The sequence below is a fragment of the Amycolatopsis sp. PSD-21 genome, from assembly GCF_055561455.1.
This window is the reverse complement of record NZ_CM145712.1, coordinates 2,283,814-2,295,492: the sequence shown is the minus strand read 5'-3', so window position 1 is coordinate 2,295,492 and position 11,679 is coordinate 2,283,814. Positions and strand designations below refer to the sequence as shown.

The 11,679-nt window shown below is 70.8% G+C and carries 8 protein-coding genes; 2 read left to right on the top strand and 6 right to left on the bottom strand.

Annotation, left to right across the window (positions count from 1 at the left end; all coding sequences use genetic code 11):
* Positions 1 to 311: 311 nt before the first annotated feature.
* The 4 genes from ACZ1DY_RS11195 to ACZ1DY_RS11180 all read right to left on the bottom strand — a co-directional run bounded on the left by ACZ1DY_RS11195 (position 312) and on the right by ACZ1DY_RS11180 (position 7,402).
* Positions 312 to 2,912, bottom strand: a complete 2,601-nt coding sequence (locus ACZ1DY_RS11195) for a hypothetical protein (RefSeq protein ID WP_465484276.1) — start codon at positions 2,910 to 2,912, stop codon at positions 312 to 314.
* A 16-nt stretch (positions 2,913 to 2,928) separates the two neighbouring features.
* Positions 2,929 to 4,605 (bottom strand): energy-dependent translational throttle protein EttA, encoded by a 1,677-nt coding sequence (gene ettA, locus ACZ1DY_RS11190; RefSeq protein ID WP_125676410.1) that lies wholly within the window; start codon positions 4,603 to 4,605, stop codon positions 2,929 to 2,931.
* A 96-nt stretch (positions 4,606 to 4,701) separates the two neighbouring features.
* A complete protein-coding gene (locus tag ACZ1DY_RS11185) occupies positions 4,702 to 5,151 on the bottom strand; it encodes a single-stranded DNA-binding protein (RefSeq protein WP_321182994.1) in 450 nt (149 codons plus the stop codon).
* Between the two features lie 223 nt (positions 5,152 to 5,374).
* Complete coding sequence (locus ACZ1DY_RS11180) at positions 5,375 to 7,402, bottom strand: bifunctional copper resistance protein CopD/cytochrome c oxidase assembly protein (protein WP_465484275.1); 2,028 nt, start codon at positions 7,400 to 7,402, stop codon at positions 5,375 to 5,377.
* 42 nt (positions 7,403 to 7,444) lie between these two features.
* On the opposite strand from ACZ1DY_RS11180, the gene ACZ1DY_RS11175 reads away from it, so the two are divergent.
* Complete coding sequence (locus tag ACZ1DY_RS11175; RefSeq protein ID WP_257488403.1) at positions 7,445 to 8,083, top strand: histidine phosphatase family protein; 639 nt, start codon at positions 7,445 to 7,447, stop codon at positions 8,081 to 8,083.
* Here ACZ1DY_RS11175 and ACZ1DY_RS11170 read toward each other — a convergent pair.
* Entirely contained in the window at positions 8,057 to 9,184 is a 1,128-nt protein-coding gene (locus ACZ1DY_RS11170; RefSeq protein WP_465484274.1) for a sensor histidine kinase, read from the bottom strand. The genes ACZ1DY_RS11175 and ACZ1DY_RS11170 overlap by 27 nt on opposite strands.
* Before the next feature lie 98 nt (positions 9,185 to 9,282).
* A complete protein-coding gene (locus ACZ1DY_RS11165) occupies positions 9,283 to 10,461 on the bottom strand; it encodes an MFS transporter (protein WP_465484273.1) in 1,179 nt (392 codons plus the stop codon).
* Positions 10,462 to 10,582: 121 nt separating this feature from the next.
* Between ACZ1DY_RS11165 and ACZ1DY_RS11160 the strand changes: the two genes are divergently transcribed.
* Positions 10,583 to 11,632 carry a LacI family DNA-binding transcriptional regulator gene (locus ACZ1DY_RS11160; protein WP_465485641.1) on the top strand — a complete coding sequence of 350 codons (1,050 nt, stop codon included), beginning with the start codon at positions 10,583 to 10,585 and terminating at the stop codon, positions 11,630 to 11,632.
* Positions 11,633 to 11,679 lie beyond the last annotated feature (47 nt).

Here is an 11,679-nt window from a genome sequence, read left to right as displayed (position 1 = left end):
CCGCGACCGGCACGACTCTGTACCGGACCAGACCCAACCTACAGCTCCGGACAGTCGGCTCCACAAGGCCGGGTCCTTCCCGGCCGTCGAAGATTTCCCTGCTCAGATACCGGAATCGCCGTGATCGGTTCAGCTACTCGCGGGTCACATCAGCGGTCTGTCCGGGCCTCGACGCGACCCGCCGCACCGGGGTGACCAGCACCCATTGCCGCACGGAGCCACTTCGGGCGACCTCACCGGGCCGACTGAATCGTTCAAGCCGAGCGCCGCTTCACCGAGGTGGGAGCAAGGGACCTTTGCTACCGCCCGGGTCAGTCGCCGCCGTTGGTCCGGTGCCGGTCGTGGCCGTTGACGGGACGCTTTCCCGAGTCCTGGGACCCGAGCTGCTTCACGAGCGCGGCGGCACTGGCCGTGCCCGCCTGATGCTCCGCGAGCGCGCGGGCGAGCAGGTCGGCGAGACCGGCGTCCGGCGGCGGCTCGTCCTCCGCGATCGCGCGGGCGTAGCTCTCCGGGAAGGGCGTGATCGGACGCCAGGAGCCGGTGTCGGTCAGCGGGTCGAGCGCCGGCGGCATCCGCAACCGCGGCAACCACGGATCCGCGACCTCTTCCTTGGCGGCCGGGCGAGGGCTTTCACTCGTCCCGCTTCCCTGCGACGGCGCCGGGTCCTCCCGGGGCGGCGGCGCGAGCGGGACGGCGGGTTCGCTGTACTCGGCCAGAGAATGATCCCGGCGGGGACGGCCGGTGTCGGCACGTTCTTCGGCGGCGCGCTCTTCGACAACGCGTTCTTCGGCGGCGGGTTCGGGGCGCACGGGATCCGCGGTGCCGTCCGCGCGACGGCGGCCACCGCCCTGCCCGCCCGTGCTCGAGATCCCGAGCCGGTCCAGCACCGACTTCGCCGCCACGGAACCGTGTTCGGCGTCGTGCCGGGTCTTGCGCGAGACCGGCGCCGAAGACCGGCGGGCCCGCTCTTCGGCCGCCCACTCGTCGCTCTCCCACAACGGCGCGGCGGTGCCCGGCGGACGCGGCGGCTGCGTCTCCGCCGTCACGCGCGGCCGCGGTTCGGCGGCGGGTTCGGGAGCGAGAAGCAGTTCCGGCAGGACGGTTTCCGACGCCGCCACGGGTGACGGCTCCTCGGCCCGGCGCCTCGTGGCCGGAGCCGGGGGTTCCGGCCGGGCGATCGCCGGTTCGGGCGCGACGGTCTCGCGCGCCGCCGGCTCCTCCTGACGGCGACGGCGCACGGGCTCCGGTTCCGGACGTGACACCGGTTCGGAACGCCACGCCGGTTCGGTGCGCGACACCGGTTCCGCGCGCGACACCGGCTCTGGGCGCGGCGCGGGTTCCGGCTTCGGCGGTGGCATCAGTTTCGGCGCGACGGGTTCGGCCTTGGTCTCGACCCTGGCCGGCGCCTTGGCCTTCTTCGGCACCCGACGACGCCAGTCGCTGTCGGACGCCGCCGTTTCCCGGGCGGGCTCGGGGCGGGACGGCGGCTTCAGCACCGGCGCCTCGCTCTTTTCCGCGACCGGTGTCGCGGCAGGCTCCGCCGGGCGGGACGGCGCCGCAGCGCGCGTAGGTTCGGCCGACGCGGATTCCGCATGCCTGCTCTGCCGCGCGGGCTGCGACGGCTCACGGCGAACCGGCAGCTCGGCCGCGGCCCGCTTCGGGGGCGCCACGTCGATCGGCGGGATCGACGGGATCACCGCGGTCACCTCGGCCGGTTCCGGCGCGGGAACGGTCGCCGCGGCGGCGGACGGCCGCGTGGCCACTGCCCGCAGCACGTCGTCCAGGTCGACGGCGGCGTTCTCGGCCGCACCGAATTCGCCGACCAGGACGTTGCACGCCTGCCTGCGCGCGCGGGCGTGCAGATGTTCGGCCGCACGCGAACGGTGCAGGCAGCCGATGGCCTCCTCGGCGCGGCCGAGCCGTTCCTCGATCTGCGCGAGTTCCAGCCACAGCCGTGCCGTGACGGCGTGCAGGTTGTGGTCCTCGGCTCCGGCGACCGCCTCACGGACGAGCATTCCCGCGGCTTCTCCTGACCCCGCGGGCAACAGGACGCGAGTGGCCACCGCCAGCCGCAGCCACGCGGCGGGCGCGATCCCGGCGGCACGGACGGGCGCGTCGAGGATCGGCTGCGCGACCTCCAGCGCCATCTCCGTGTCGCCCCGGTCCAGCAACGTGCAGACGAGTTGCAGGATCAGCCGGATCCGGACGAGACCTCCGTCGTCGTCGGGGTTTCCGAGCTTTTCGAGCATGCCCAGCCCGGTCCGCGCGGCGTCGGCGGCCGACGTGAGGTCACCGTGCCGTCGACGATGCGCCGACACCCCGACCCGCAGCAGCGCGCGGATCAGCAACTGGGAATCCGCCGTCATCGAGCCGTCGCCGAGCACGAGCTTGTCCGCCTCGGCGAGCACCCGGTCCAGTTCCGCCTTGCGGCCGAACTGCGCCAAGCAGCCCACGAGATGACACAGCGCCTCGGCCCGGTGCGACGGCGAAACCGCCGGATCCGCCAGCAACGGACGCAGCACGGCCAGGCCCGTCAACGGGATGCCCACGCTGCGCGCGCAGACCGCCAGGTCGATCCTCAGCCGGGCGGCGATGTCGCCGTAGCCCGCGTGTTCCGCGGCGCGCAGGGCGGCCACGGCCCGGCCGACCGTCCGGGGACGGCCTCCCAGCCGCACCCGGGCGCTCACCACCAGGCTCTCCGCGCGGATCCACTGCTCGTCGGCACCGGCGGCCTCGGCGAGCGCGGCCGCGCGCTCCCCGAGGACCAGTGCGAGCTCGGGCGCTCTCAGGTGCAGGGCGTCCGCGCGTTCGATCAACCTGCCGACAGCGGACAGGGTTCCCCCGGTGGCAGCCGTCCGCCCACCCACCATGGTGGTGGGCAAGCCCGGCCGTTTGCGCTTGCTGGCTTCCACGGGGAACCCCCGGCCCTCAGTCGCGGGTCAGCTTGCGATGGGTGACGCGGTGCGGACGAGCCGCCTCGGCACCGAGACGTTCGACCTTGTTCTTCTCGTAGCCCTCGAAGTTACCCTCGAACCAGAACCATTGCGAGGGGTTCTCGTCCGTGCCTTCCCAGGCGAGGATGTGCGTCGCGACCCGGTCGAGGAACCACCGGTCGTGCGAGATGACCACGGCACAGCCGGGGAACTGTTCGAGAGCGTTCTCCAGCGAGCCAAGGGTCTCGACGTCCAGGTCGTTCGTCGGCTCGTCGAGCAGGATCAGGTTCCCGCCCTGCTTGAGGGTCAGCGCCAGGTTCAGCCGGTTGCGCTCACCACCGGAGAGCACGCCCGCCGGCTTCTGCTGGTCCGGCCCCTTGAAACCGAACGCGCTGACGTAGGCACGCGAGGGCATTTCGGTCTGCCCGACGTGGATGTAGTCCAGCTTGTCCGAAACCACCTCCCATACCGTCTTCTTCGGGTCGATCCCGCCGCGGTTCTGGTCCACATAGGACAGTTTGACCGTCTCGCCGATCTTGACCCGGCCGTCGTCCGGCTCCTCGAGCCCGACGATCGTCTTGAACAGGGTCGTCTTGCCGACACCGTTCGGGCCGATCACGCCGACGATGCCGTTGCGCGGCAGGTCGAACGACAGGCCGTCGATCAGCACGCGGTCGTCGAAACCCTTGCGCAGCTTCTCGACCTCGACGACCACGCTGCCCAGCCGGGGCCCCGGCGGGATCTGGATCTCTTCGAAGTCGAGCTTGCGGTGCTTGTCCGCCTCCGCCGCCATCTCCTCGTAGCGGTCGAGCCTGGACCGCGACTTGGTCTGGCGCGCCTTGGCGTTGGACCGGACCCATTCGAGTTCGGACTTCAGCCGCTTGGCGAGCTTGGCGTCCTTCTTGCCCTGGACCTCGAGGCGCTCGCGCTTCTTCTCCAGGTACGTGGAGTAGTTGCCCTCGTAGCCGACGACGCGGCCGCGGTCGAGCTCCATGATCCACTCGGCGACGTTGTCCAGGAAGTACCGGTCGTGGGTGACGGCCAGGACGGCGCCGGCGTAGTTCGCGAGGAACTGTTCCAGCCACAGCACGCTTTCGGCGTCCAGATGGTTGGTGGGCTCGTCGAGGAGCAGCAGGTCGGGCGCGGACAGGAGCAGCTTGCACAGCGCGACCCGGCGGCGCTCACCACCGGAGAGGTGGGTGACCGGCTCGTCCGGCGGCGGGCAGCGAAGCGCGTCCATGGCCTGCTCGACCGTGGAGTCGATCTCCCACGCGTCGGCGTGGTCGAGCTCCTCCTGGAGCTTGCCCATCTCCTCCATCAGCTCGTCGCTGTAGTCGGTCGCCATGAGCTCGGCGACCTCGTTGAAGCGGTTGAGCTTGACCTTGATGTCGCCAAGGCCTTCTTCGACGTTTTCGCGGACGGTCTTTTCCTCGTTGAGCTCCGGCTCCTGCATGAGGATGCCGACGCTGGCGCCAGGCTGGAGGAAGGCTTCGCCGTTACTGGCCTGCTCGATCCCCGCCATGATCTTCAGAACGGTGGACTTACCCGCGCCGTTCGGCCCCACCACGCCGATCTTGGCGCCGGGGTAGAACGCGGTGCTGACGTCGTCGAGGATGACCTTGTCCCCGACGGTCTTGCGCACCTTCTTCATGGTGTAGATGAACTCGGCCATGCAAACGATCGTAGAGCGAGGCGATCGCGGCCTTGACGGCGGTCACCACCGAGCTACCGACAGTCAGCCCGATATCACTGAGCGAGCATCGGAACCTCAGCCCACGGGTGCCTCCTCCAGCGCGGTGACCATGGGATTCCCCGCGGACGGCGGCAGCGGCGGGATCGCCCTGGGCCGATCCCGCCCGATCCGGTGGATCTCGGCCGAGCAGCGCGCGAGGTTGGGCCCGATGGAGAAGGCCTCAAGCTCAGGTAGACCCAGAGGTGCCGGGATCTCCTCCGCGGTCTCGGCGCCGCGCAGGCGCCCGGCCACGATCACCGGGTCTCCCTTGCTCAGGCAGGAGAACGCCGCCATCGCCAGCTTGCGCCAGCACGTGACCTTGACCGCGAGCTGGCGGCCCTCACCCCACTCCCCTCTTTCCTTGTCGTATCGGCGTTCGACACTCCGCAAGCCGAACGACACGACGTCGTGCCCGTGCACCCGCTCCGGATGGTGGACCGGTTCGCTGGTCAGGTTGCCGATCATGGTCACCCACGTTTCGCCCATCGCCATCACACTCGCCCTTCTCCTCGTTCCGGGACTCTCCCGGCGTTTCCCTTGAGCACAGATTGCCTCGGACTCAAGGGCGGAAAGGGGCGAAAGCCGGATCTGTGGACAACTCCGGGCGTTGTGGGCTTCCTGTGGACAACTCGGGGCGGAGAAGGCCGCGCGGTCGGAGAGGTGTGGTAGGGCGGCGGTTCGGGTAGGTCAGCGTTCGTCAGACCGACGACTAAGAGCCCTGCCCAGGCCCCCGGCCCTGATCCGCGAGTTTCTTCAGCATCGCGTTGTAGGCGTTCAGATCCGCGTCACCGGAGGCCTCTTCTCGGCGGTCCCGGCGCCGCGCCTCCCGCTCGTCCTGCCGCGCCCACTGCACCAGCAGCGCGACGAGCACCAGCAGCACCGGCAGCTCACCGGAAGCCCACGCGATCCCGCCGCCGAGCCGCTGGTCGGTCAGGAGATCGGTGACCCACGGCAGTTTCAGCCCGCGGTAGAAGTCCTGCCCGAGCACGGTCTGCATGCTCATCAAGGCGATCCCGAAGAACGCGTGGAACGGCATGGCGGCGAACATCATCCCCAGCCGTCCCAGCGGCGGGAGCCGTCGCGGCGCCGGGTCGACCCCGATCACCGGCCAGTAGAAGACGTACCCGGCGAGCAGGAAGTGCGCGTTCATCGCCAGATGCGCCCAGTGATAGTTCAGCGCCGAATCGAACAGGCCCGAGAAGTACAGGCCGTAGAAGGAACCGACGAACAGCAGCAACGCGACGATCGGATGGGTCAGGAACCGCGAAAGCGGCGAGTGTACGAAGGCGAGCAGCCATTCACGCGGTCCGGGCGGGGCGTCCTTGCCCGCCGTGGGCAGCGCGCGCAGCGCCAGCGTCACGGGCCCGCCGAGCACGAACAGCACCGGCGCCACCATGGAAAGCAACATGTGGTTGCCCATGTGCACGCTGAACATCGCGGGCGCGTACCGGCCGATACCGGACGACGTCGCGATCAGCAGCACGAAACAGCCCGCGAGCCACGCGATCGTCCGGCCGGTGGCCCAGGTGTCGCCGCGGCGCCGCAACCGCCGGACCCCGGCGAGGTACAGCCCCGCGAGAACGAGCGCGAGGGTGCCGTAGACGAGGTCGAACCGCCAGTCCGTGAGCAGCCGGAAGACGGTCGGCGGACCGTAGAGGTCGTATCCGATCAGCAGTTCCGTCGTCGACGGCTGGGTCAGCGATTCCTGCGGCGGCGGGGTCTTCGCGAGACCGGTGGCGATGCCGATCGTGACGAACATGATCAGCACCTCGACCGCGGCGAGCCGCAGCAGCTGACCACCGCCTGCACCGTTCACCAGCCCGGCGACGCCCTTCTGCCGTTGCTGATGACCGAAGACACCGAGCAGCAGCAACGCGACGACCTTCGCGACCACCAGCAGACCGTAGTCGGTGGTGAACAGGTCGGCGATCCTGATCCGCACCAGCGCGTTCACGATGCCGGAGACCGCCATCACGATCCAGCAGACCAGCGCGAGCTTGGAGAACCGCGTGGCGGCGAGCTTGAGGTTCTCGCCGCGGCGCCAGCCGAGCGCCAGCAGCGCGACCAGCCCGCCGACCCACAACGCGGCGGCGACCAGGTGGTACAGCAGGCTGTTGGTCGCCATGTCGTGCGAGCCGCCGCTCGCGGAGTGCCCGGTGACCGCGACCGGGACCAGGCCGCCGACGGACAGGAAGAAGACCACCGTCGTCCAGCCCCAGGTCAGCGCGAGACGGCAGCCGAGCGCGACGAGCAGCGCGATCAACGCGGTGAACAGCCAGGCCTTCGGCTGCTCGATCGCGTCGACGAGGTCGACCAGCACCTGCGGCGAGAGCACCTCGGTGAACGGGCGGCCCGCGCCGTCGGCCGCGGAGAAGAAGATCGACGCGGTGGCCGCGAAGAACCAGACCCACGCCGCGACGCCGGCGACGCGGATGGCCGCGTAACCGTCGGCGGCGAGCGTGCCGGACTTCTGCGGCGGGACGAGGAACGCGGCCAGCAGCAGCGAGCCCACGCACAGCACCGAAGCCGCCTCGGCCAGCACCCGGACGACGGTGATGCCGTAGCGGGTCACCAGGCCCGGGTCCGGGAGTCCGGCGATGACGTAACCGGCGCCACCGGTCAGCGCGACCAGGCCGACGGCCACCACCGCGGCCAGGAGCGCCCCGATCGACACCAGCGGCAGGACACCGGCCTTCCGTGCGGGTGGGGCCGGTTTCGTCTCGGGGTCTGAAGGCACGTCACGAGGGTATGCCGAACGCGCAACCGGCAAGATGGCGGCGTGCGGATCATCCTGCTGAGGCATGCCGAGTCGCTCGGCAACGTCGACGAGCTCGCCTACACCCGGATCCCCGACCACGCCCTGCCGCTGACCGACGCCGGTCGTGAGCAGGCGAAGCTGGCGGGCCCGGAACTCAAGGAGGTCCTCGGCGGCCATCGGACGGCCGTCTACGTCAGCCCCTATCTGCGGACGCGGGAAACGTTGCGGCTACTGGACATCCGGGACACCTGCGAGCGGATCGTGCCGGAGCCGAGGCTGCGGGAACAGGACTGGGGCAACCTCCAGGACCCGCTGGAGCAGGAGGTCCAGAAACAACGCCGCCACGAGTTCGGGCACTTCTTCTACCGGCTCCCGTTCGGCGAGTCCGGGGCGGACGTCGACGACCGGGTCGCCGCGTTCCTCAGCGAACTGGCGGCGTGCGGCGAAGATCACCCCGAAACCGTGCTCGTCGTCTCACACGGGCTCACCATCCGCTTGCTGTGCCGGCGGCTCTTCGGCTGGAGCATCGAGCTGTTCGAGTCCCTGTCCAACCCGAAGACCTGCGAGTACCGCGTCGTGGAGCGGGTGGACGGCAAGTGGTCGCTGGACCGTCCGTTCCTCCAGTGGCGGGACTCACCCGACGGGGAGACTCAGGGCTGAGGGGGCGAGGAGCACCACCCTCGTTCCCAGGCCCGGGCTGGATTCGATCCGCGCGAAACCGCCGATCTCCGCCATCCGCGCGATGATCGAGTTCTCGAGGCCGAAACCGCGCCGCCGGTCGCCGACGTCGAAACCGGCGCCGTGGTCGCGCACCGTCAGCGAAACCCCGCCGCTGATCTCTTCGACGCTCACCACGGCCCGCCTGGTCCCGGAGTGCTTCAGCGTGTTGCGCAGGGCTTCCCTGGCGGAGTCGTGCAGCGCCATGGCCGCCTCCTCCGAAAGCTCCGGCGCGGCGTCGTCCTGAACGACGACCTCGGCGCGCAGCCCCTCCGCGGCCATTTCGGCGGCGAGCAGCCGTAACCGCTGATGCAGCCCGATCCCTTCGGTGGATTCGTGTTCGAGGCTGAGCCGGATGCGCATCGCCTGGGCGCGCGCGGTCCGGCGGACGCGGTCGAGGCTGGCCGCCGGGTCGAGTTCGTCGGCGGGCGCCGGGATCGCGAACGATTCCATCACCTGCAGGACGGTGTCGTGGACGTCGCGGCGGTGCCGTTCGCGTTCCGCCGCCCGGCCCTGCTGCTCCCCGAATCCGACCGCGAACCGCATCGACGCGCCGACCAGTCCGGCGACCGCGAGGGACACCACCAGCGCGGTCGCGAGCGTGAGCAGGAGACCGAGCGAGGAGGCCGGGTCCAGCAGCGTGTGCGGGACCACCGCGGCCACGATGGCCAGTGCTCCGGCCGCCGCGCCGCGCAGCAGGGCCCAGATCATCACCGTGCCCATCAGGTGGGTCCAGGTGATCGACGTGATCGCGGTGTCCTGCGCGAACGGCGCGGCCCCGAAGACGAAGAGCACGGCGAACGCGCTGTCCACCAACGGAACCAGCCTCGTCCCGGCAGCGGACCAGCGGAAGATCCAGACGGCCGCGACGATGTTGGGCACCAGATGCAGCGCCACGAACGTCCACAGCACCGAAGACCCCGCACCCGCCGCCCACAGCGCCTGCACCAGCATCGCCAGCCGGAACGCCACCGGGACCCCGGCGAGCCAGGGCACCGTCGTCCGCACCAACCGCGCCGGGATACCTCCGCGACCCCCGAGCATCAGCCAGCCTCCCCGGATTAGCCTTGCTGAAACAGCGACCAAAGCGCATTCATTTCAGTTTACCGAGGTGCCAGCTTGCCCGGGGTCCGGCGGAGATGTCAACGGGCGACGGGTTCGCCCACCTCCTCCCGTTTCCCCGCCCGCGCCGCGGCCACCGCGGACGGCACGATCAGCGCGGCGGTCAGCCCGACGAACAGGAACGACACCGAAAGCGACGTCACCTGCGCGATCCCGCCGATCAGCGGCGGCCCGGCGAGGAAACCGGTGTAGGCGATCGCCGTGACGAAGGCCAGTTCGCGCTCGCCCCCCGTCCCGTCGGCGCGTTTGCCCGACGCGCCCGCGAGGCTCAACGCGATCGGGAAGGCCGCGGCGAGCCCGGCACCCGCCAGCGCGAAACCGACGAACCCGAAAACCGGAACGTGGGCCAGCGCGGCGAGCACGAGGCCCGCCGCCGCGATCCCGGCACCCACCGCCAACGCACGCGTCGGGCCGAAACGGTTCTGAAGCCAGGCACCCGCGAGCCTGGCGAGCGCCATGGCCAGGGCGAACCCCGAGTACGCGAAGGCGGCAGCGCCCTCGCCGACCCCGTGCACGGACGTCATCAGCAGCGCGGACCAGTCCGAACTCGCGCCCTCCGCGATCGCCGAGAACAGCGCGATGGCGGCGAGCAGCCAGAGCACGGGACGTTTGATCGGCGCCACTCGCGGCTTCTCGACGGGTTCGGCGTGTTCGGGTCGCGCGCCGGGCACTGCGGCGATGACGAAGGCGAGCACCACCAGAGCGGCCAGCGCGGCGACCGTGAGATGCCTCCCCGGCGACCACTGGTGCGACGCGGCGAACCCCGCGGCGACGGAGCCCGCCAACGCCCCGAAGCTGAACCCGGCGTGCAGTATCGGCATGATCGCGCGCCCGGACCGGCGCTCCACCTCGACTCCGGCGACGTTCATCGCCACGTCGAGCGCGCCGACGCTCGCCCCGAGGACGAACAACGCCCCGGCGAGCAGGACGACCGACGTCGCGAAGCCGATCATCGGCAACGCCGCACAGGCGATGATCGTGCTGCCCGCGACCACCGCGCGGGCGCCGTACCGCTCGATCAGCCGCCCCGAAACCGACGCCGCGATCAACATGCCGACGCTGGCGCCCAGCAGGGCGAGCCCGAAGACACCCGGAGAGGCGTCCACCCTTTCCGACAACGCCGGCGTCCGCGGCGCCCAGGAGCCGAGCGCGGCCCCGTTGAGCGCGAACACGACGAAAACGGCCGTACGGTCACGCATAGACCCCAGTCTCCTTTCGATTCCTCTTCCCCCAGAATGACTTAAGCGCTTCAGAAAGTCCACCGGCCCCGGCCGGGACTAGACTGCGGCGGTGACCAGCACGCGACGGCGAAGGCCGACGTTGGACGATGTCGCCGACGCCGTCGGGGTGTCCCGCGCGACCGTTTCCAACGCCTACAACCGGCCCGACCAGCTGTCCGCCCAGCTGCGGGAAGAGGTGCTTCGCGCGGCCAAGAAGATCGGGTACGCCGGGCCGAATCCGACCGCCCGCAGCCTCGCCACCAGCCGCACCGGCGCGATCGCCGTCCTGCTCGACACGAATCTTTCGACGGCGTTCTCGGATCCCGCGTTGTCGGTCACCCTCGACGCGCTCTCGACCGTCGTCGACCCCGAGGGGCACGCCCTTCTGCTGCTGCCCGGCGATGGCGAGAGCGGCGGCCCGCGCGCGGAGCGGATCCTGACCGCGCAGGCCGACATCGCGGTGGCGTATTCGCTGGCCGACGGCGCCCCGGCGCTGACCGCGGTCCGGGACCGGGGCCTGCCGCTGGTGGTGATCGACCAGCCGCATATCCGCGGTTCGGCGAGGATCGGCGTCGCGGACCGGGCCGGAGCGGCCGCCGCGGCGCGGCACCTGGTGGAGCTCGGGCACCGGCGGATCGGGATCTTCTCTGCGCAATGCCTCTCGGCTCCGCGCGGCGGCGAACTGAGCGTGGCCGAGGCCGGGAACAGCCGGTTCCACGATAACCGCGAACGGATGGCCGGCTACCTGGAGACGCTGGCCGAGGCGGGGATCCCGGCGGCGGACGTGCCGATCTGGGAGGCGTCCGGACTGTCGGTCGAAGCAGCTCTCCCGAGCGCTTTCGGTCTGCTGGACCGGCGGCCACGGCCGACGGCGCTGCTGTGCATGTCGGATCTTCTCGCCCTGGCGGCGATTTCGGCCGCCAGGCAGCTCGGCCTGTCAGTCCCGGGTGACCTGTCGGTCGTGGGCTACGACGACGTCTCCCCCGCCCGGTGGTCCGAACCACCGCTGACGACGGTCCGGCAGGACCTCGCCGCCAAGGGACGGGCGGCGGGCGAACTGGTGCTGGGCCTGCTGCGCGAGGAGAAGGCCCCCGCGCCCGCCGAGGTACCCACCGAACTGGTCGTCCGGGACTCCACCGCGCCCGCGTAGCAGCCGATTCCGGCACGCGCAAGGCGCCCCGGCGATATGTGGACAAC

Bases quoted from the DNA above. Each gene is read 5' to 3' on its own strand.
- ACZ1DY_RS11185 (WP_321182994.1), bottom strand. From the start codon at position 5,151: ATGGGCGAAACGTGGGTGACCATGATCGGCAACCTGACCAGCGAACCG.
- ACZ1DY_RS11170 (WP_465484274.1), bottom strand. From the start codon at position 9,184: ATGCTCGGGGGTCGCGGAGGTATCCCGGCGCGGTTGGTGCGGACGACG.
- ACZ1DY_RS11165 (WP_465484273.1), bottom strand. From the start codon at position 10,461: ATGCGTGACCGTACGGCCGTTTTCGTCGTGTTCGCGCTCAACGGGGCC.
- ettA (WP_125676410.1), bottom strand. From the start codon at position 4,605: ATGGCCGAGTTCATCTACACCATGAAGAAGGTGCGCAAGACCGTCGGG.